Annotated in this window: 16 protein-coding genes and 2 riboswitches; of the genes, 10 read left to right on the forward strand and 6 right to left on the reverse strand. The window is 38.7% G+C overall.

Annotated features, from left to right (window positions below; translation table 11 throughout):
• Positions 1 to 131 precede the first annotated feature (131 nt).
• Both metH and ACMX9J_RS16985 read right to left on the reverse strand, forming a co-directional pair.
• Positions 132 to 3,575, reverse strand: coding sequence for a methionine synthase (gene metH, locus ACMX9J_RS16980; protein WP_034268190.1), 3,444 nt, complete (start codon positions 3,573 to 3,575; stop codon positions 132 to 134).
• Positions 3,576 to 5,414 carry a bifunctional homocysteine S-methyltransferase/methylenetetrahydrofolate reductase gene (locus tag ACMX9J_RS16985; protein WP_047751399.1) on the reverse strand — a complete coding sequence of 613 codons (1,839 nt, stop codon included), beginning with the start codon at positions 5,412 to 5,414 and terminating at the stop codon, positions 3,576 to 3,578.
• Positions 5,415 to 5,521: 107 nt separating this feature from the next.
• Positions 5,522 to 5,632, reverse strand: a riboswitch (SAM riboswitch).
• Between the two features lie 332 nt (positions 5,633 to 5,964).
• Between ACMX9J_RS16985 and ACMX9J_RS16990 the strand changes: the two genes are divergently transcribed.
• The 9 genes from ACMX9J_RS16990 (at position 5,965) to ptsP (ending at position 16,533) form a co-directional block, all read left to right on the forward strand.
• The gene (locus tag ACMX9J_RS16990) at positions 5,965 to 6,999 is read left to right on the forward strand and encodes an amino acid/polyamine transporter II (RefSeq protein WP_223546455.1); all 1,035 of its coding nucleotides are present in this window, start codon (positions 5,965 to 5,967) and stop codon (positions 6,997 to 6,999) included.
• A 107-nt stretch (positions 7,000 to 7,106) separates the two neighbouring features.
• A riboswitch (FMN riboswitch) is annotated at positions 7,107 to 7,257 on the forward strand.
• A gap of 278 nt (positions 7,258 to 7,535) precedes the next feature.
• Positions 7,536 to 8,195, forward strand: a complete 660-nt coding sequence (ribE, locus tag ACMX9J_RS16995; RefSeq protein WP_028414136.1) for a riboflavin synthase — start codon at positions 7,536 to 7,538, stop codon at positions 8,193 to 8,195.
• 16 nt (positions 8,196 to 8,211) lie between these two features.
• Positions 8,212 to 9,405: a bifunctional 3,4-dihydroxy-2-butanone-4-phosphate synthase/GTP cyclohydrolase II gene (locus ACMX9J_RS17000; protein ID WP_028414135.1), complete on the forward strand. Its 1,194-nt coding sequence runs from the start codon at positions 8,212 to 8,214 to the stop codon at positions 9,403 to 9,405.
• Positions 9,406 to 9,496: 91 nt separating this feature from the next.
• Entirely contained in the window at positions 9,497 to 9,967 is a 471-nt protein-coding gene (ribE, locus tag ACMX9J_RS17005; protein WP_013056007.1) for a 6,7-dimethyl-8-ribityllumazine synthase, read from the forward strand.
• A 382-nt stretch (positions 9,968 to 10,349) separates the two neighbouring features.
• The gene (locus ACMX9J_RS17010) at positions 10,350 to 11,222 is read left to right on the forward strand and encodes a hypothetical protein (protein ID WP_416226039.1); all 873 of its coding nucleotides are present in this window, start codon (positions 10,350 to 10,352) and stop codon (positions 11,220 to 11,222) included.
• A 131-nt stretch (positions 11,223 to 11,353) separates the two neighbouring features.
• On the forward strand, positions 11,354 to 12,202 hold the full coding sequence (gene glcT, locus ACMX9J_RS17015) for a glucose PTS transporter transcription antiterminator GlcT (protein ID WP_013056009.1): 849 nt from the start codon (positions 11,354 to 11,356) through the stop codon (positions 12,200 to 12,202).
• A gap of 270 nt (positions 12,203 to 12,472) precedes the next feature.
• The gene (gene ptsG, locus ACMX9J_RS17020; protein ID WP_028414132.1) at positions 12,473 to 14,527 is read left to right on the forward strand and encodes a glucose-specific PTS transporter subunit IIBC; all 2,055 of its coding nucleotides are present in this window, start codon (positions 12,473 to 12,475) and stop codon (positions 14,525 to 14,527) included.
• Positions 14,528 to 14,545: 18 nt separating this feature from the next.
• Positions 14,546 to 14,812: a phosphocarrier protein HPr gene (locus ACMX9J_RS17025; protein ID WP_013056011.1), complete on the forward strand. Its 267-nt coding sequence runs from the start codon at positions 14,546 to 14,548 to the stop codon at positions 14,810 to 14,812.
• Positions 14,812 to 16,533 (forward strand): phosphoenolpyruvate--protein phosphotransferase, encoded by a 1,722-nt coding sequence (gene ptsP / locus ACMX9J_RS17030; protein WP_013082261.1) that lies wholly within the window; start codon positions 14,812 to 14,814, stop codon positions 16,531 to 16,533. The genes ACMX9J_RS17025 and ptsP overlap by 1 nt, the downstream gene beginning before the upstream one ends.
• A 41-nt stretch (positions 16,534 to 16,574) precedes the next feature.
• Here the strand turns inward: ptsP and ACMX9J_RS17035 are convergent, their stop codons facing one another.
• The 3 genes from ACMX9J_RS17035 to ACMX9J_RS17045 all read right to left on the reverse strand — a co-directional run bounded on the left by ACMX9J_RS17035 (position 16,575) and on the right by ACMX9J_RS17045 (position 18,999).
• A complete protein-coding gene (locus ACMX9J_RS17035) occupies positions 16,575 to 17,261 on the reverse strand; it encodes an LrgB family protein (RefSeq protein WP_033578394.1) in 687 nt (228 codons plus the stop codon).
• Positions 17,258 to 17,626: a CidA/LrgA family holin-like protein gene (locus ACMX9J_RS17040; RefSeq protein WP_014461029.1), complete on the reverse strand. Its 369-nt coding sequence runs from the start codon at positions 17,624 to 17,626 to the stop codon at positions 17,258 to 17,260. The genes ACMX9J_RS17035 and ACMX9J_RS17040 overlap by 4 nt, the downstream gene beginning before the upstream one ends.
• Positions 17,627 to 18,123: 497 nt before the next feature.
• A complete protein-coding gene (locus tag ACMX9J_RS17045) occupies positions 18,124 to 18,999 on the reverse strand; it encodes a LysR family transcriptional regulator (protein ID WP_033578395.1) in 876 nt (291 codons plus the stop codon).
• Between the two features lie 241 nt (positions 19,000 to 19,240).
• Here ACMX9J_RS17045 and ACMX9J_RS17050 point away from each other — a divergent pair, with 241 nt between their 5' ends.
• Positions 19,241 to 20,017 carry a hypothetical protein gene (locus ACMX9J_RS17050; protein ID WP_047751395.1) on the forward strand — a complete coding sequence of 259 codons (777 nt, stop codon included), beginning with the start codon at positions 19,241 to 19,243 and terminating at the stop codon, positions 20,015 to 20,017.
• Positions 20,018 to 20,156: 139 nt separating this feature from the next.
• On the opposite strand, the gene ACMX9J_RS17055 is transcribed toward ACMX9J_RS17050, so the two are convergent.
• A complete protein-coding gene (locus ACMX9J_RS17055) occupies positions 20,157 to 20,852 on the reverse strand; it encodes a GNAT family N-acetyltransferase (RefSeq protein ID WP_033578397.1) in 696 nt (231 codons plus the stop codon).
• Positions 20,853 to 20,934: the final 82 nt, after the last annotated feature.

The following is a 20,934-nucleotide window of genomic DNA, read 5'->3' on the forward strand; positions in this document are numbered from 1 at the left end:
GGAGTTGATTCTCAATTAAGAATTAACTCCGTTCGGATCTTTCTTCAACTAAAATCCATTTGTCGCAGCCTTTTTTTTAGGTTTGTTCACTGTAAAAAAACAGCCGCGGTCTAAAAGACCGCAGCCATGTTTTACAATACGTTAAAATATTTCGCTTCAGGATGTGCAAAAACAAGGGCTGTAACAGAAGCTTCTGGTTCCATCATGAAACCGTCTGTTAACTGAATGCCGATGTCTTCAGGTTTAATTAATTTAAACAGTTTTGCTTGGTCTTCAAGGTCTGGACATGCGGGATATCCGAATGAAAAACGCTGACCTTGGTATTTGGCTGAAAAACGCTCCGCCATTGTAAAGTCAGGCGAATCGGGGAATCCCCAGCGGTCACGAATTTGCTGATGAACACGTTCTGCTAATCCTTCAGCTAGTTCAAGCGCAAGAGCTTGGAACACGTGACTTTTTAAAAACTCGCCGTTTTCTTTGAATTTCGCCGCGCGTTCGCGAATGCCTGTTCCTGCTGTTACAGAGAAGAAACATACATAGTCCATCTCTTTTTCTTTAGGCTTTGCAAAATCAGATAAGCACAGGAACTGTCCTTTTGCTTGTCGAGGGAAGGTAAAGCGTTCAATTTCTGTTTTTTCATCAGCAGGATCATAAATAATTAAATCATTTCCGTCTGCTTGAGCAGGGAAGAACTGATAAATAACCGCTGGTTTAATTAAGTTTTCTTTTAGTGCCAGTTCGAGAAGGTCATCAACGGTTTCTTTTAATTGAACAGCACGCTCGTCTTTTTCAGCAAGCAGCTTATTCACTTTTCCTTTTAGTCCTAAGTGATGGCCTAAAAGCATCTGCCAGTTAATATACGGAAGAACCTGTGCCAAATCGTAGTGTTTGACAACGTGGCGCTTTAAATCAGCCGGTACAAAAACAGGAACATCCGTTGAAATGGCGGATCTTTCTAAAACAGCCGTAGCTGCTTGAGCGGTTTGAGGCTGGCGTTCTCGAACCGTTACTTTCTTTTCTTGACGCGTTTTTAAATCTGCTAAAAGCTGAATAACTTCTTCTTTGTTCTGCAGCTTATTTGCTAACGCTAATCCGTCCATCGCATCTTTGGCGTAGAGGACGGCACCTTCATATTCCGGGGCAATTTTAAAGTCAGTAAATTTACGGGAAAGGGCAGCGCCTCCTACCATAATTGGAACATCAATGCTTGATTGCGTTAAATCTTGTGCAGTTAAAACCATTTGCTGAGCTGATTTTACTAAAAGACCTGACAGGCCAATGATGTCTGGCTTTTCGTCTTTTACTGCTTCAATCAGCTGCTGCGGCGTTACTTTAATTCCTAAATCAATGACTTTAAAACCATTGTTGCTTAAAATGATGTCTACTAAGTTTTTACCGATATCGTGCACGTCGCCTTTAACCGTTGCAAGAATCACTTTTCCTTTTCCAGAATCATTTTCAGTTGCTTCCATATGAGGTTCTAAAAAGGCAACGGATGCTTTCATAACTTCCGCACTTTGAAGCACTTCTGCTACAATCAGCTGGTTGTCATTAAACAAACGTCCGACTTCCGCCATCCCCTTCATAAGCGGTCCGTTAATAATATCTAACGGATCATCATATTGAGCTAAAGCCTGTTCTAAATCAGGAAGCAATCCTTCTTTTGTACCTTCGACAATATACATTGCCAATCGTTCTTCAAGTGTTAACGTAGAAATTTCTACTTTTGCTTCTTTCTTTTTATCACGATAAAAGTCCGTAAACGTGCTTAGCGTTTCATCAGTTGTGTTAAATAATAACGCATTAGCAAGCTCAATTTCAGCTTCTGGAATAGAAGCATAGCGCTCTAATTTTTCTGTATTAACAATGGCATAATCGAGTCCAGCCTGCGTACAGTGATAAAGGTAAACCGCATTTAGTACTTCACGTCCGACTGGAGGAAGACCGAATGACACGTTACTTACGCCAAGAATGGTCAGGCAATCAGGCAGGGCTTCTTTAATCATTTTAATTCCCTTAACTGTTTCTTCAGCAGAACCAATATATTGTTCATCACCAGTCCCTACAGGAAACACAAGAGGGTCAAAAATAATATCTTTTGGATTAAAGCCATGTTTCTCAACAAGCAAATCATGTGAGCGTTTAGCAATCTCTACTTTTCTTTCTGCAGTAACGGCCATGCCTGTTTCATCGATTGTACCGACAACCAGAGCTGCACCGAATTTTTTTACTAGCGGCAAGATTGCATCAAAACGCTCTTCACCATCTTCTAAGTTAATGGAGTTGATAATGACCTTACCTTGCGAGTACGTTAAAGCTTTTTCAATAACTTTCTCGTCAGTTGAATCGATTACAAGAGGAACCTTCACTTTTTTTACAACTTCTTGAATAAATTCCTCCATGTCTTCCATTTCTTCACGGTCTGGATCTGCTAAGCAAATATCAATAACGTGAGCACCATTTTTAACTTGAGCACGCGCAATTTCAGATGCTTCTTCAATTTTCCCTTCCGCAATCAGACGCTTGAACTTGCGAGAACCGATTACATTCGTACGTTCTCCCACAAAAAGAGGGCGCATAGAATCGTCATATACAAGCGGTTCAATACCGGTTACAGCATGATTATGCTCGGAGCGATCAAGCGAACGAGGAGCAACCTCTTTTACCGCTTCAGCAAGTGCTTTAATATGAGCAGGCGTTGTACCACAGCATCCGCCTACAAAGTTCAGCCAGCCTTTATCAGCAAATCCTTTAATTTTTTGAGCCAGCAGCTCAGGGGACTCATGATAATTGCCTTCTTCATCCGGAAGTCCAGCGTTTGGATAACAGCTAACAGCTGAAGTGGCTAGGTCTGAAAGAGAGCGAATATGATCCGTCATAAATTCAGGACCTGTCGCGCAGTTAAGTCCGACTGAAAGAGGCTTCATGTGTTCCAGTGATAAGTAAAAAGATTCGATATCTTGACCAGCGAGAGTTGTTCCCATTGGCTCAATCGTTCCTGAAATCATAATTGGAACTTCTATTTTCAGTTTTTCAAACGCCGCTGTAATGCCTAAAAACGCAGCTTTTACGTTCAGCATGTCTTGACAGGTTTCGACTAGAAGTAAGTCGACGCCGCCGTCTAACAAACCCCGAGCTTGCTCTTCGTACGATTCTACTAACTCAGGGAATGTAATACCTCCCGTAACAGAGAGAGTTTTAGTGGTAGGGCCGATAGCTCCAGCTACGAACCTAGGCCATTCGGGAGTTGAATATTTATCACGGGCTGCACAAGCAAGCTTCACAGCTTCGATATTCAATTCATACGCCAAGTGGCCTAAATCGTATTCATCAAGTACGGTAGATGTTGAGCCAAACGTATTGGTTTCAATGATGTCAGCACCCGCTGCAAAGTACTCTTCATGAATGCGCTGAATCACATGAGGCGCTGTTCGGGTCAAATATTCGTTGCAGCCTTCATATTCTTCGCCGCCAAAATCTTCAGCGGTTAAATCAGCATCTTGAATCATCGTTCCCATTGCTCCATCGATGACGAGTATTCGCTTCTTTAGTTGTTGTTCGATAAGTGAGCTCATTTATATCTTCCTTTCTGATGTAACGAGTTGCTTGTCATGAATATAGCGTGTTAGAATTTCGGTCATTTCATAGCGCATAAACGGCGTAATTAAGTAAATACCGTCAAATAGCTCATATGCTGTATCAATTAAGTTTTTTGCAATCGCAAGGCCTTCGACTTCACCGCGAATCCGGTCATTTCCCGTTGCGTCCATACGTTCTAGAATATCTTCTGATAATTTAATTCCAGGTACTTCATGGTGAATAAATCGAGCATTTCTTGCGCTTGTTAACGGCATGATCCCGATGTATACCGGTGTTGTTAAATGTTTGGTTGCTTCATATACCTCTTCAATTTGCTTAGTTGAATAGAGAGGCTGAGTAATGAAATAGTGAGCCCCGCAGTCGATTTTCTTTTCCAAGCGCTGAACGGCTCGGTCTAAGTGACGCACGTTTGGGTTAAAGGCAGCTGCAATGGAAAAATTGGTTTTTTGACCAAGCGGTTTGCCGGAATAAGATAGTCCTTCATTAAACTGAGCGATTAAACTAATCAAGTCAAATGAAGATAAATCATAGACCGAAGTGGCGCCAGGGAAATCGCCAACTTTTGACGGATCACCGGTAATTGCAAGCACTTGATTCATTCCTAGCGTATGAAGTCCCATTAAATGAGATTGAAGTCCAATTAAATTTCGGTCGCGACAGGTAATATGAATAAGCGGTCGTGCTTTTGTTTCTTGTTGCATCAGTGTTGCCATTGCCAAGTTGCTGATGCGAGGTGAGGCAAGAGAATTATCAGCTAATGTAATAGCATCTACGCCGACTTTATCAAGTGCTTTTGCGCCTTCTAAAAATTTCGTCGGACCAAGCTGTTTAGGCGGATCCAGCTCGACGATAACGGAGCGGCGCTTCTTCACAATTTCGTGCATATGAGGTTTATCCTGCTGCTCACGCTCTTGAACCGTAACGGCTGGTCTCATTTTAACGACTTTGCTTGTAATCGGAGGCAGGTCTTTTAAGGCAGACGACATGGCGCGTACGTGAGCTGGTGTTGTACCGCAGCATCCTCCAATTAAGCGAACCCCTTGTTCGCGGAATAAACGCGCGCTTTCTACAAAGTAGTCTTCATTCGTTTCATATTCCAGCTTGCCTTCCACATACGCCGGAAGGCTGGCATTAGGGTAAGCAGATAAGAAAGCACGATCAGGAAGCGGTACTTCTTCAAGAGACTGAATCATATGATAAGGACCTAAACGGCAGTTTAGCCCGACAACATCTGCTCCCAAGTCTTCTAATTCTTTTAATGCATCTGCTAAAGGACGCCCATCTTGCAGTACGCCAATATCATGCAGGGAAACGTGGGTAATAATAGGCTTATCCGTTTCTTTTCTTGCTAGTGTAAGAACGGTCTTTAATTCTTCGAAATCATAGTATGTTTCAAATAAAAGGCCATCCACGCCTTCATTTAAAAGCCAAAACATTTGTTCACGAATGCTTCGCTTAACCTCTTCTAAGCTAATAGCATTTTTTTGGAAAGAACGAATTCCGCCGAGTGTACCAACCACGTAAGCCTGATCGTTTGCAGCTTGTTTCGCTAATTTTACACCAGCAACATTGATGTCTTTGACTGAATCTTCTAATCCATAACGGGCAAGTTTTTGATAATTAGCAGCGTACGTATTTGTTTGAATAACGTTTGCACCAGCTTCTACATAGGCTCTGTGAATACGAGAAACCTCTTCTGGTTTGGTGATGTTTAGTTCTTCAAAACAGCTGTCAATACCGTGTGAGTAAAGGAGGGTACCAGTGGCACCATCCCCAATTAAAATTTTAGACTTTAAATCTTCAAGTAACCCCATGTCAAAACCTCCTTAAATTGTTCCGCTTCTATTTCACGAGTGATTCGTTTTATGCAATATGCCGATAAAATAGAAAAAGTCTTCTTAAGAAGAAGACTTTTTTCGCCTTCTTATCTTCCAAGCAATAAATTAATTGCTTGCTGGATTTAGCACCATGTCTCTAACGACTGGTTGCTGAGGTTTCAAAGGGCCAGTCCCTCCACCTCTCATGATAAGAATCAATTGTATATAATTGAAACATATTTTTTTAAATAGAAAGAATACTTATTTAATAATTTATCTGATTTTTAGAAATTATACAACAGTAAATTGTGAATTTCCAGCAAATATTGAGGAAAATTTAAAAGCTAAAGGGAAAATATCCGTATATTTTGTTTGAAAACTGCCGTTATGTTAAGGGATAAAGGGTTTTCATGAAAAAAACAAGAAGGAAATAAAAAAACGAAAAATGAACAGCACCGGGTGAGGCGAGGATTTACATATAAAAGGCTCGTCTTTTTTTAACCGTTTCTACATATAGTGAACTATGAAGGGTAGAAGGGTGATGGGCATGAAAAGGTGGAAACTCACGCTGCAGGTTGCTGCTACGTATGTAGGCACCGTTGTAGGAGCCGGTTTTGCAACAGGCAAGGAAATTGTTCAATTTTTTACACAGTACGGGGAACTTGGAATGGTTGGAATTTTGGTCAGCGGCTTGTTTTTTATTTGGCTAGGTTCGAAAATGATGCTGCTTTCGCACGCAATTGGGGCTTCTTCTTATCAGCAGCTTAATACATATTTATTTGGTGATGTACTTGGAAAAGCGGTAAACGGTGTAATGATCGTCATTTTATTTGGAGTAACTTCAGTCATGCTAGCGAGTACGGGGGCAATAGGAAAAGAACAGTTCGGGCTGTGGCCTCCTGTTGGGATGATTTGTACAATTGTTTTAACTTATATATTTATCGCAAGAGGAATTAACGGTATTTTAATGGTTAATTCTCTTGTTGTGCCGATGATGCTTTCATTTGCTTTTATCATCTTTGTGCCAAATGTCAGCTATTTCTCACTGATTCAAACGAAGCCAGACTTAACGCTCGTCACACAGTGGAAGTGGGCGGTTAGTCCCTTTTTATATATTTCCCTAAATCTAGCTTTGGCTCAGGCCGTTTTAGTTCCATTAGGAAGCTCCGTGAAAGATAAGAGCGTGATCAAAAAAGGGGCCGTAATAGGAGGATGTGTACTTACGTTTATGCTTGTTTCTACTCATCTTGCCCTTTCCAATTTGCCTTATTCATTTCAACTTGATATTCCTATGAGTGCCGTTGTTAAAAATATCTCAGCGTGGGTGAATGTTTTATTTACGGTAGTTGTGTTAGGTGAGATTTTTACTACATTGATTGGAAATGTATTTGGAATCGCTAAACAGCTTCAATCATTTCTTCCCCTGAATGACAAACAAGCTTTTGCGTTTATTATCTTGGCATGCTTTATTATCGGGCAATTTGGATATGCTCAGCTTCTTGAGTTTTTGTATCCGATATTTGGCTATATTGGACTAGCTTTTGTATGGATGCTATGTATTAAAAAAGAAAAAATAAGCTAAAAGCTGGATTTTGCAGAGCAGATATGAAAAAACGAAGTTAAATGATGTGACAAGTCGATTTTACTTTGCTATAATGTAAAACAAATAAGACTCTAGCAGTCGAATATATTATCCTTCGGGGTCGGGTGTAAGTCCCAACCGGCGGTGATAAAGCATATGCTTTTAAGCCCGTGACCCGTTTTCGTACGATGTATGTTAGCGGTGGATCTAGTTAAAATCTAGAGCCGACAGTAAAAGTCTGGATGGGAGAAGGATCAGGAAGCACAGTTGTTTTTTTGTGTTGTATGAATAAGGGACAGGTTTGTCTTTTTTAAAGCTACCCTTGTTTTTGTACACAAAATATAACTGTTTATTTCGTATACAATTAGCGGAATTTTGCATAGATAAAACTGATTCAGCTCAGCCGACCCCTTGGACATTTGTTCAAGGGGCTTTTTTATTTTCAGTGGTTGGGGGAAAGATAAATATGAAAAAAAAGCAGCTGCTATTTCAAAACGGCATAAGAAGTTGGAATAGCGCCAAAGCAGGTGAAGAAAATGTTCACAGGTATTATTGAAGAAATTGGAAAAATAAAACGGATTCAAAAGGCTACAGAAGCAATTGTTCTTACGATTGATGCGAAGACCGTGTTAGAAGATGTGAACTTAGGGGACAGTATTTCAGTTAACGGCGTTTGTTTAACCGTAACGGCTTACTCTCAAAATGAATTTACGGTCGACGTCATGCCGGAGACGATTAAAGCAAGTACCCTGCAGCTTCTAACCGTTGGATCACGTGTTAACTTAGAACGGGCGATGGCTGCAAATGGCCGGTTTGGAGGGCATTTCGTCAGCGGACACGTTGATGGAATTGGAACCATTGTAAGCAAAACACGTAAAGGAAATGCCTTTTATTATGAAATTCAAGTGGATCCTGAACTTCGTGAATTTATGATGTTAAAAGGATCTGTTTCTGTAGACGGAACAAGTCTTACTATTTTTGATGTCAGCAACCAATCATTTACTATTTCTCTTATTCCTCATACGGTACTTCACACAGTCGTGGGAGACAAACAGCGAGGAGACAAGGTGAATATTGAATGCGATATGTTAGCTAAATATATGCATCAGATGATGGCTAACAAGTCAACTCCTGGCGCCTCGAATCGGTCAGGTAATATGAAGGATTTATTGCAGCAGCATGGTTTTACAAATTAACAGTGAGGTGAAAGAGATGTTTCATAAAGTAGAAGAAGCCATTGAAGAGTTAAAAAAGGGAAAAGTGGTTATTGTATGCGACGATGAAGATCGAGAAAATGAAGGAGATTTTATTGCATTAGCCGAAAAAACGACGCCTGAGGTTATTAACTTTATGGCTACTCATGGAAGAGGATTAATTTGTACACCTGTTAATGAAGAAATTGCGCATAAATTGAATCTTCACCCAATGGTAGTGAACAATACGGATGTACATGGAACAGCATTTACAGTAAGTATTGATCATATTTCAAGTACAACAGGTATCAGTGCGTACGAACGTTCTGCTACCGTTATGGCTCTTGTAAATGAAGCAACGGTAGCAAGTGATTTTCAACGACCAGGACACATTTTTCCGTTGATTGCAAAAGACGGGGGCGTTCTGCAGCGTGCGGGTCATACAGAGGCCGCTGTTGATTTAGCCGTGTTAGCAGGAGGAAAGCCTGCGGGTGTTATTTGTGAAATTATGAATGAAGATGGAACAATGGCACGCGTACCGGATTTAACAAAGATTGCAGAGCAATTTGATTTAAAAATGATTACAATAAAAGATTTGATTGCCTACCGCCGCAAACATGACCAGCTGATTAGCCGTGAAGTAGAAGTAAGCTTACCTACGGCATTTGGTGATTTTAAGGCTGTAGGATATACAAATAAACTTGATAATAAAGAACATGTGGCTCTTATCAAGGGTGATATTGATCATAATAGCCCCGTTCTCGTGCGGGTTCACTCCGAGTGCTTGACTGGAGATGTGTTTGGCTCTGAGCGCTGTGACTGCGGTCCTCAGCTTCACGCAGCTCTTACGCAAATTGAAGAAGAAGGACGCGGCATTCTGCTGTATATGCGTCAAGAGGGCAGAGGTATTGGCTTATTAAATAAGCTAAGAGCATATAAGCTGCAGGAAGAAGGATACGATACCGTAGAAGCGAATGAAAAACTCGGGTTTGCTGCGGATTTACGAGAGTATGGAATCGGTGCTCAAATCTTAAAGGACCTTGGAGTCAAACAAATGAAGCTTTTAACGAACAATCCTCGCAAAATTACTGGGCTAAAAGGCTACGACCTTGAAGTGGTAGAGAGAGTGCCTCTTCAAATGCCGGCAGTGGATGCCAATAAAAAATACTTAGATACCAAAGCTAAAAAACTAGGTCATTTATTACATTTATAAGTTTACACTTTTTTTCGTTATAACAAATGAAGCTAATTCATGAAAAGAAATGTAAATAACTATATATTACTACTAGCAGGAGGAACAAGAGATGAATCATTTATATGAAGGAAATTTAGTTGGCACAGGATTAAAAATCGGAATCGTGGTAGGGCGTTTTAATGAATTTATTACAGGGCGTTTACTTAGTGGAGCAGAAGATGCGCTTAAACGTCACGGCGTAGCTGATGAAGATGTAGACGTGGCTTGGGTACCGGGCGCTTATGAAATTCCATTAATCGCTAAAAAATTAGCTGAATCTAAAAAATATGACGCGGTTATTACGCTAGGAACGGTTATTCGAGGAGCTACTCCACACTTTGATTTTGTATGTAATGAAGTAGCAAAAGGCGTTGCATCTCAAAGCTTACAAACAGGCGTACCAATTATCTTTGGTGTATTAACAACTGAAACAATTGAGCAGGCAATTGAACGTGCAGGAACAAAAGCAGGAAACAAAGGATGGGAAGCTGCAGCATCAGCTATCGAAATGGCCAACCTTTCAAAAATGATTGAAGGATAATAGAGGGCATTCCAGTTTTTGTAAGATAAAGAGTTAAAAGAGGCTGAAACAAAAGTATGGTAGTTGAAAGAAGATCCGAACGATGAATCGTTCGGATTTTTTCATGGTTAGGGTTACATTACAACATAGGTTTCCTGTATGTAGGCTTCTAACTGTTGAGTGGAGAGCAGGGCGAAGGCTCCTGTAGGGAAAGCGAAGCCTTGCAGGGAAATCACCTGCAGTGCAGCAAGCGATCCATACTATCTCATGTATCCGATTTGTTCGCCTTTAGATTGGATTGATGTAGTATGTCTCAATCTCTTTTGAATAGAAGCTAGCTATGTATAATTTAGCTAAAACGTCTTACTCTAAGTAATAATTAGGTCGTAAAAGGGAGACGTCTATGCCTCATTATACTGCTTTTTTTGCATTGATTATTATCAGCACAGCCGTTTTGCTTACAGTATTCATACGTAAAAAAGATAAAAAGCTAGTCGTTTTGCTTTTTTTTATCATTGGAATGGCTTATGTACTAGAGTATGTTGTATTTGTGTTGTTTGAAAGTTACGAGTACGATCCTGATTTTATGACCAATGAATATTTTGATAATTTGTTTGGGTCCTTAACTTCTCAAACGTTTGCTTTTCCAATCATGGCTATGGTGGTAGCTGCTTATCAATTAAAATTTCGCTATATTTTAATCATTTCGGCTATGTTTATGGGGATTGAAGAATTATTTTTACATTGGGATATTTATACACATCACTGGTGGAAAACAATTTATACAGGCGTTTTAATGACTATAGGCTTTAGCATTTCAAAGATTTGGTATGTATGGCTAACAGAACGGTATATGACATTTGTGCATTACGCTACATTTTTTCTGGGAATGCTCGCCATTACTTCTACTATTATGTTTCTGCTGTTAGCATACTTTCATAATAATTGGTTTTATACGGGATGGTTTGCGTCGGTTACTCATGATTCCGTAAATGCAACGATGATTTATGTTTGTATTGTTACGATTCTCCTCGTTTGGAGTGTAGTCAAAGAATTTTTTATTGGAGCTGGGATCATTATAGCGGGGCTGCGTATAGTAGATATTTTACTAATTCACTATGGGATTTTACTGGTATCTATTACCACTTCACTTGTTCTTTTTACGCTTTTACAAGCGGGTATATTCATTCTGAGCGTTATGCTTCAATATTTTATTATGAAAAATTGTTATGGGACGAGTAAAAAAGACGTTGCGTTTCCAGCGAAGAACTACTAAGATAATACGTAACTCAAATAGTTTAGTTCAATAATATTTGAAACAAAGAAAAATGAATTGACGGTTATGCGTATTATTTGTAAGATAGGAAAGCAAATAATAGAAAGCCGAAACAGGGGAGTGAAGGATTCGTGAAAGAGTCCTTTTTTGTAGAAAAGGTACTTAATAATAATGTATTAATTGCTAAACACCTTACCTATGATGAAGTTGTGCTAATTGGGAAAGGAATAGGGTTCAACAAGAAAAAAGGCGATGAAATCGATGCAAAAGCTGTGGAAAAAATGTTTTTGCTAAAGAGTGAAGAAGAGCAAGAACAGTACAAGCAGCTTTTAGCTCAGGTGGATGAAGATGTAATTGAAATGATGAATGATATTGTAACGCATATTCAAAAACGCGTTAATATCCCTTTGAATGAGCATATACACATTTCATTGACAGATCATATCGCCTTTGCGATAAAACGTTTTCAGCAGGGGATGGGTCTTAAAAATCCATTTTTACTTGAAACAAAAGCCTTATATCCAGAGGAATATACAATCGCATCTGAAGTGGTAGAGATCATTAGTCGTAAAATAGGCGTGCAGCTTCCGGTAGGAGAGATTGGTTTTATCGCGCTTCATATCCATAGTGCGCTGACCGAAAAAAACCTGTTAGAAGTGAATCAAGACTCGCAGCTTATTCAAACGATTATTAATGTGATTGAAGAATCGCTTCATCTGCAGGTAGACAAAGAATCTGTACACTATATGAGATTGATTCGTCATTTGCATTTTGCCATTGATCGAGTAAAAACAGGAGAAAAAATAGAAGAGCCAAAAAAAATTGCTTTGCTATTGAAAGAAGAATATCCTCTGTGTTACAATGTGTCTTGGAAAGTGATAAAAGTAATGCAGCAAGCGTTACATTTACCTGTGTATGAAGCAGAAGCAGTTTACTTAACGATGCATCTGCAGCGACTTATAACAAAAACGGATTTATAAAATCATTTCAATACGTGTTACTGATACGATCAGGCATGAGTGAGAAATGAAGCGATGTGTAATTGGATGAGTATATCCATTTGTCGTTTCTTTTTCCTCATGCCTTTTTTTGTTATAAGAAAGCGCAATCATTGAAGACTTCGCCTCATAACACCGGGAAATGTAATGAGTTTTCTAGTTAAAGAAAGCGTTTTATGAAAGCGCGTTAATGATTCACGTATCAAATAAATAGCTTGTTGCACACTAAATATATAAAAGGAGGTAAGCGCCATGTTTAAAAAACTTTTTGGAGTATTACAAAAAGTCGGAAAAGCGCTTATGCTACCGGTTGCGATTTTACCGGCAGCAGGGATTTTACTTGGAGTAGGGACAGCGCTTCAAAACCCTACATTGTTGGATGCAGTACCGGCACTTGGTGCAGACTGGGTTCAATTAGTTTCAAATGTTTTGTCGCAGGCGGGTCAAATCGTATTTGACAACTTATCGCTATTGTTTGCCGTTGGTGTTGCCGTTGGTTTAGCCGGTGGTGACGGTGTAGCAGGTATTGCTGCAATCGTAGGTTACTTAATTATGAACAAAACGATGAGCACAATCTTAGTTGCTACAGGACAACTAGATCCTGACAAAATGGGTGCTAATCCAGCTTACACTAGCATCTTAGGAATTCCTACGTTAGCTACGGGTGTATTCGGGGGTATCATAGTAGGTATTTTAGCTTCATCCATGTATAATCGTTATTTCAATATTGAATTACCATCTTACTTAGGGTTCTTTGCAGGAAAACGATTTGTACCAATTATTACTGGGGTATTTTCAATTCTTTTAGGTGTTATTATGATTTTCATTTGGCCGCCAATTCAAAGCGGATTAAATGCTTTCTCTACCAACATGATTGATGCAAACCCAACTTTATCAGCGTTTGTATTTGGATTAATTGAACGTTCATTAATTCCATTTGGACTTCATCACATCTTCTACTCTCCGTTCTGGTTTGAGTTTGGTGATTATGTCAATAAAGCAGGTCAACATATTCACGGTGACCAAAAGATTTTCTTTGCTCAATTAGCAGATGGCGTGCCTTTAACAGCAGGAACATTCCAAGTTGGTAAATTCCCGTTCATGATGTTCGGATTGCCAGCAGCAGCTCTTGCGATTTATCACGAAGCTCGTCCTGAAAACAAAAAATATGTAGCTGGTATCATGGGTTCAGCTGCTTTAACTTCTTTCTTAACGGGTATTACAGAGCCGCTTGAGTTCTCGTTCTTATTCGTAGCACCAGTATTATTTGCGATTCACGCAGTATTTGCTGGTTTGTCGTTTATGGTTATGCAATTATTAAATGTTAAAATCGGTATGACATTCTCAGGTGGGGTTATCGATTACGTTCTATTTGGAGTTATGCAAAACCGCACAGCATGGTGGCTAGTTATTCCAGTAGGTTTAGTTCTAGCAGTTATCTACTACTTCGGTTTCCGCTTTGCAATCCGTAAATTTAACTTAAAAACACCGGGTCGTGAAGATAAAGAAGAGGGAGAAGAAGATGTAAAAGTAGAAGCAGCAGAGCTTCCGACAAATATTTTGGCTGCACTTGGCGGTAAAGAAAACATTACACATTTAGATGCTTGTATTACGCGTTTACGTGTTTCAGTAGATGATGTGGGTAACGTTGATAAAAACCGTTTGAAAAAACTTGGAGCAGCTGGTGTTCTTGAAGTTGGTAACAATATTCAAGCTATTTTCGGTCCGAAATCTGACACGTTAAAAGGTCAAATTCAAGACATTATGAATGGCAAAACACCGGTTGTCACAAAAGAAGAGACAAAAACAATTGAAAAACCTGTTGCAACATCTGAAGTAGGAAGCGATAATGGTAATGATATTGTTTCACCGATTGAGGGAGAATTGGTACCTTTATCGGAAGTACCAGATCAGGTATTTTCACAAAAATTAATGGGTGACGGTTTTGCGATTATTCCGAAAACAGGCACAGTAGTTGCACCAGTGGACGGAAAAATAGTAAACTTATTCCCGACGAAACATGCTTTAGGTATTGAATCAACGACTGGACGTGAAATTTTAATTCACGTTGGTATTGATACAGTTAATTTAAAAGGCGAAGGTTTTGAAGCTTTAGTTGCCCAAGGCGATGAAGTGAAAAAAGGACAGCCTCTATTGAAAATTGATTTAGACTTTGTAAAAGAAAATGCGCCATCGACGATTACGCCGATCATTTTCACGAATTTACAAGCTGATGAAAAAATTGATATCTTAAAGCAGGGCCAAGTTTCTCAACAAGAAGCAAATATTATTAACATTTCAAAGTAAAAAGGAGATTGATTTAACATGGCACAAAAAACATTTACAGTAACAGCAGACTCAGGAATTCACGCACGTCCAGCAACAACTTTAGTACAAGCAGCAAGCAAATTTGATTCTGACATCAACTTAGAATTCAACGGTAAAACTGTAAACTTAAAATCAATCATGGGCGTTATGTCTTTAGGTATTCAAAAAGGCGCTACAATCACTATCTCTGCAGAAGGTTCTGACGAAGCAGATGCACTTGCTGCTCTTGAAGATACAATGAGCAAAGAAGGATTAGGCGAATAATGACAAAGGAAATTCAAGGCATTGCCGCTTCTAGCGGCATTGCTATTGCTAAAGCATTTCGTCTAGAAAATCCAGAATTAACCGTTGAAAAAAAATCAGTAACTGAAGTTGAAGCAGAAGTAGCACGTCTAGAAGCTGCGCTAGAAAAATCAAAATCAGAACTTGAAATTATTAGAGAGCACGCTCGTAAAGAACTTGGAGATGACAAAGCAGAAATCTTTGAAGCTCACTTATTAGTTCTAAGCGATCCTGAACTTATTAATCCAATTAAAGATAAAATTACGAATGAAAATGTAAACGCTGAACATGCACTTGATGAAGTAGCGGCAATGTTTATTAATATGTTTGAGTCAATGGACAATGAATATATGAAAGAACGTGCTGCTGATATCCGTGACGTAACAAAACGTGTATTAGCTCATCTTTTAGGTGTAAACGTTTCAAATCCAAGCTTAATCTCAGAAGAAGTTGTCATTATCGCAGAAGATTTAACGCCGTCTGATACAGCACAGTTAAATCGTAAGTTCGTAAAAGGATTTACAACAGATATTGGCGGACGTACTTCTCACTCAGCAATTATGGCGCGTTCAATGGAGATCCCAGCTGTTGTAGGTACAAAAACAGTTATGGAAGACATTCAAAACGGCGTATTAGTAATTGTTGATGGTTTAGATGGCGAAGTTATCGTTGATCCAAGCGAAGAAACAGTAAAAGCTTACGAGAAAAAAGCCGCTGAGTATGCAGAACAAAAAGCTGAGTGGGCTAAGCTTGTAAATGAAAAAACGGTTTCAGCTGATGATCATCACGTTGAACTTGCAGCTAACATTGGTACACCAGAAGATGTAAAAGGCGTATTAGAAAACGGCGGCGAAGGCGTTGGCCTTTATCGTACAGAATTCTTATATATGGGCCGCGAAGATCTTCCGACGGAAGAAGAGCAGTTTACTTCTTATAAAACAGTTCTTGAACGTATGGAAGGCAAACCAGTGGTTGTTCGTACTCTTGACATCGGTGGAGACAAAGAGCTTCCTTATTTAAATCTACCAAAAGAAATGAACCCATTCTTAGGATTCCGTGCTATCCGCTTATGTCTAGAGATGCAAGACATGTTCCGTACACAGCTTCGTGCGCTTCTACGTGCAAGCGTATACGGTAATCTGAAAATTATGTTTCCTATGATTGCTACTGTTGATGAGTTCCGTCAAGCAAAAGCTATTCTTTTAGAAGAAAAAGCAAAACTTCAACAAGAAGGCGTACAAGTTTCGGAAGACATCGAAGTAGGGATGATGGTAGAGATTCCTTCTTCAGCGGTAATCGCAGATTTATTTGCTAAAGAAGTAGATTTCTTCTCTATCGGAACAAACGATTTAATTCAATATACGCTTGCTGCTGACCGCATGAATGAGCGCGTGTCTTATTTATACCAACCGTATAACCCAGCGATTCTTCGCTTAGTGAATATGGTAATCAAAGCGGCTCACAAAGAAGGTAAGTGGGTCGGCATGTGCGGAGAGATGGCAGGAGATGAGATTGCCATTCCAATTCTTTTAGGCTTAGGCTTAGATGAATTCTCAATGAGTGCAACGTCTATTCTGAAAGCTCGTTCTCAAATCCGTCAATTATCAAAAGCTGATATCGAACCTCATTTAGATACAATTCTATCAATGTCTTCTACGGAAGAAGTTATTGAGTTCGTAAAATCAACTTTTCATATTGGATAATAAAAAGGTGTGATCATATATGATCACACCTTTTTTATCTTTTAAGAGAAAATAGTAGGCAAAAGCATATTTGCAAACAGCATTGTAAGAAGTGCTGCTACGATCATGCCAAGGCTAGAAAAAGTGCCTTCAATTTTTCCAAATTCAAAAGCTCTTGCTGTACCTGTCCCATGGGAAGCTACTCCTAAAAGAAGACCTCTTGCTAGAGAAGAGTGCAGTGCGAGGAGCTTAATCAGTTTTGGAGCGACCATACATCCTACTACACCGGTTATAATCACAAACATAATGGTAATATTCGGATCTCCTCCTAGCGTCTGAGACACATTAACGGCAATAGGAATCGTAACCGATCTTGGAATCAAGCTATGAACCAGCGTTGATTGTAAATGAAACACTAATGCTAACAGCATGGAAGAAATCATGGCAGCAAACGTTCCGAGCCCTACGCTTAAGCTGATTTCAACACGATGTTTTTTGAGTAAATCAAAGTATTTAAACATAGGAACAGCAAAAGCAACAGTTGCTGGTCCAAGCATAAAGCTAATAGCACTGGCACCTTGCTTATAATGATCATAAGAGCCATTCGTTACTAATAAGATGCCAATTAAAAGAATGGGGGCTAGTAAAATAGGGGAAACTAGCATAGACTTATATTTTTTATAGAGCACTTTTGTGCCGACATAAACGAGCAGTGTAAGCGGAAGAGCAATCCATGTGAGTAATGTCATTTTAGCGAACCTTCCTTTCTTCTTGAAATATGTTCTGCAATGATTCCCGTTACAGACATCACAATAATCGTACTGATTGTGATAATAATCACAATCTGGATTCCAAAATGCATCAATACATCTCCATAATTGATGAGTCCAACGACGGCTGGTATGAAAAATAATAATAGTTCTCCCACTAACAGTGTTCCACCTTGTTCAACCCAGCTTAATTTAATTACTTTAAAGTACAGTAAGAAAAACAGTAAGAAAAATCCGATGATACTACCTGGCACTGGGAGGTCAAACCACTGTGAAATACTTTCTCCTATTAAAAACAGAGCCGTTAGTAATAAAATCTGTAAAATCACCATAATCAGTTTCATGATTAGCCTCCTTTATTTATGTTTTTATTCATTCATTCCTAGTTTGTTGAGACAATAATGGAGTCGTCTATGCTGAAAAGACGACTCCATCATGGGAAAAGAGAAACTATTTGGATTTTGCAAATGGGGATACAACTTAAGTAAATGAATGCTACACACTTATCTTACAAAAAAACGACTATAATATGAAATATATAATAACTATGATAACTATTCTTTTTAGTTATAGTCGCAAGAAATCTCTTTACAAATGCGTTGGTAACCTTTTCAAAAAAGCGTTTGTGAAATATAAGGTGTAATTATTTAATAAAAGGCAATCAAAAAAAGAAATTGTGACATGCCTACATCCATTCAATCTAAAGACGAACCAATGGGATAAATGATTTAGTATGAATGACTTGTTACACCGCCATGAAAAAAATCCGAACGAGTTTGATTCTTGATGGAGAATCAGGCTCGTTCGGATTTTTAATTAAACTACTTTTGTCTTAGCTTTGTTAAACTGTACTTTTAATATAATCAATAAAAGCCTGCGTAGCATAAGAGATATATCGATCTTTTTTAACGATTAAAGCAATTTCCCATGGAATAGCATTCTCGAGATTAATTACTTTCATATGCTCCAAATCAAGCTTTTCACATAGTGAATAAGGGAAAAGAGCAATGCCGAGATTAGCAGCTACCAGCTCTCCAATGAAGTCCCACTGAGAGCTTTTAAAAGCAATATTAGGCGTAAATCCATTTTTTAAACATTCGTTATAGACCATTTCATGCATGGTGAAGTCTTCATGAAAGGAAATAAGCGTTTCGTCTTTTAACTCTTTTAATGAAATCGTAGAATGCTGAGCCAACGGATGAGATTTATGCACAACAAGCTGCAGCGTTTCTCGAGCTAAAGGAGTCGTAAAGAACATATTTTCATCAACTGGAAGTAAAACTACCCCCACGTCCACTTCTCCTTGTTCCACAAACTTTTGCATTCTTTTAGCGCCATATTCCACTAATTGAATATCAATCTCAGGGTATTGCTCTCGAAATGCTTTAATAATAGTAGGAAAAAACAATGTACCAATAATAGGGGGAATGCCTATTTTGATGGTTCCTCTTTTTAAATGCATTAAATCATAGAGGGAATCCGATAAATCTCGGAGAGAAGATAAAATGCTTTCAGCTTGCTCGTACACAATTATTCCTGCATCGGTAAGCTGCACTTGTTTGCCAGCGCGATCAAACAAAGGTGTGCCGAGCTCTTCTTCTAATGATTTAACCATTTTACTGAGAGAAGGTTGAGAAATATGCAGCGCTTCAGAAGCTCTTGTGAAATTTTTATGTTTAGCCACTTCTGTTAAGTAATGCAAATGGCGAACATCCATTTTGTATACCTCCGTGTTCATACATGCTAATTAATAAGATACACACATTCTACCACATTCACGATCAGCTCTATACCTTTCTGTCCTATCCAATAAAATGATCAGTAGAAGGGGGAGTGAATACAAAAGAAATTGCCAACAATATATATTTACACATTGTTTATTTTAGAAGTATAATATATAAATCAGTAGAACGGTTACATATCGATCACAGAATCAATCAATAAGGTGGTTAGAACGGTTGAGTAAAGCAGATGAAATAAGAGATATCGTTTATATTAATGGCCATGTAAATAAAAAATGCTTTATTACATATGGAATTGAATTTAAAGAGTTTTATCATTCCCTTCCTACGCCGCTTGCAAATATATTATTGTTAAAGCACGGTTTTGAAGACAGTGATTACCATTACCAAACCCATATGGACTATGTAGAAGAAGAACAAATTCATCTTTTAGCAGAGGATGATGTTTATGATTATGGCGATTTTTGTTGGATTGATTTTGAGGATATATCTTCGTTGGATTTGTTAGAACCTCAAGATATTGCAGCGCTGCTGTATTTAGGTCATTTAAAAAAACCGCTCAATTCGCCATTTAATAATAAACTCGGTAATCAATTTGTTTATTTAGCTCACGATGATGGATTTTATAACAAAATCTATTTTCGAGACGTGTATGATATGAAGCACATTTTAAGTCGAATCATTCCGTTAAAAATGTCAGCAATTAAGCAAAAAAGATTTGTATTTAGAAGGAAGAAGTTAGAATATCCGATTTTGCCGCTCGTGTTAGCAAATACGCTTCTTACTTTAACGAATGACGGTTTGTTTATTGATTTTGAACATATGGTTCAATCCCGTAAAGATATTAAAATTCCTTTGTATACAATCGGTGATTTTGACGATATGAATGAAATGTATAATGATCGGTTTGAGCACAAAGAGATGAGTAAATTGCAGGCGCATCTTGTTCTGACTCATAAAGAACTGGAGTGGAGCATTGAAGAAGTTCAATAATCTAAAAAGAAGTTGAGACATAACGTAATGAATCCAATCAACTGCTAGAAGGAACGAGACAGATAAAACTATATTCACCATCACAAAAAAACGAACCACTAATCAAACATGTTGATTAATGGTTCGTTTTTCACTTGGGCTAAAATGCTTTTGTCCCAGCCTCTTTTTGAATAGACGTATAAAATGGATTTTTCCATTCCATTAGTACGGCGTAGTTGTGTGAATCTTCATCTTCAATATAGTTTGCTGCGAGGCCAATAGGCGTTCTGCCACAGCGCATCAAAAAGGTCATAACGGGGTCGTAGAGAGTTCCGGCTGATACAAGGTTCATATATTCAACGGGCGTGTACAAGGAAGACACTGGTGCGTATCCAGGGATGCGGCACCCGCCGAGCAGCCTTTCTAACTTGTAATGAATCACCACTTCATATAAAGACTGCAACAGCAGCTTCCCAAGCCCCATTGATCGATGCGAAGGAGTGACGCACACGTCCACTACATAAAGCGTATTACCAGAAGGGTCGTGCGTATGAATATATCCGCTTCCTGTTACTTCATCCCATGTGTGAGCCGCATTTCCTTCCACTGAAACAATCGCGCTTGTGATAGATCCGCATATTGTCCCGTCTATCTCCACACATAGCGCTCCATCCGGAAAAAGGGAAACATGGTTATTTAACTGATCTTTACTCCATAATAATTCAGAAGGGAAAGGAGGGGGAAAACTTTCTTCTTGAATCCGAATCAACTCATCAAAATCATTCGATGTATATGATCGTACCGTACATATTACAGGCTTATTTTGATGAAAGACAAAGCATTGCTTTTTATACACTGCTTTTTTGCCTCCTTTAAGAAATAATTTTCAGATAATTATACCATATGGAAAAAAGAAATTATTTCATATTTATTGAAGA

The sequence above is a fragment of the Priestia sp. RMT2NF4 genome (assembly GCF_047872835.1).
GTDB lineage: Bacteria > Bacillota > Bacilli > Bacillales > Bacillaceae_H > Priestia > Priestia zanthoxyli.

What these genes read in the sequence shown, in the direction of transcription:
- metH (WP_034268190.1), bottom strand. Translation starts at nt 3,575, where the DNA reads ATGAGCTCACTTATCGAACAACAACTAAAGAAGCGAATACTCGTCATC.
- ACMX9J_RS16985 (WP_047751399.1), bottom strand. Translation starts at nt 5,414, where the DNA reads ATGGGGTTACTTGAAGATTTAAAGTCTAAAATTTTAATTGGGGATGGT.
- ACMX9J_RS16990 (WP_223546455.1), top strand. Translation starts at nt 5,965, where the DNA reads ATGAAAAGGTGGAAACTCACGCTGCAGGTTGCTGCTACGTATGTAGGC.
- ribE (WP_028414136.1), top strand. Translation starts at nt 7,536, where the DNA reads ATGTTCACAGGTATTATTGAAGAAATTGGAAAAATAAAACGGATTCAA.
- ACMX9J_RS17000 (WP_028414135.1), top strand. Translation starts at nt 8,212, where the DNA reads ATGTTTCATAAAGTAGAAGAAGCCATTGAAGAGTTAAAAAAGGGAAAA.
- ribE (WP_013056007.1), top strand. Translation starts at nt 9,497, where the DNA reads ATGAATCATTTATATGAAGGAAATTTAGTTGGCACAGGATTAAAAATC.
- ACMX9J_RS17010 (WP_416226039.1), top strand. Translation starts at nt 10,350, where the DNA reads ATGCCTCATTATACTGCTTTTTTTGCATTGATTATTATCAGCACAGCC.
- ptsG (WP_028414132.1), top strand. Translation starts at nt 12,473, where the DNA reads ATGTTTAAAAAACTTTTTGGAGTATTACAAAAAGTCGGAAAAGCGCTT.
- ACMX9J_RS17025 (WP_013056011.1), top strand. Translation starts at nt 14,546, where the DNA reads ATGGCACAAAAAACATTTACAGTAACAGCAGACTCAGGAATTCACGCA.
- ptsP (WP_013082261.1), top strand. Translation starts at nt 14,812, where the DNA reads ATGACAAAGGAAATTCAAGGCATTGCCGCTTCTAGCGGCATTGCTATT.
- ACMX9J_RS17035 (WP_033578394.1), bottom strand. Translation starts at nt 17,261, where the DNA reads ATGACATTACTCACATGGATTGCTCTTCCGCTTACACTGCTCGTTTAT.
- ACMX9J_RS17040 (WP_014461029.1), bottom strand. Translation starts at nt 17,626, where the DNA reads ATGAAACTGATTATGGTGATTTTACAGATTTTATTACTAACGGCTCTG.
- ACMX9J_RS17045 (WP_033578395.1), bottom strand. Translation starts at nt 18,999, where the DNA reads ATGGATGTTCGCCATTTGCATTACTTAACAGAAGTGGCTAAACATAAA.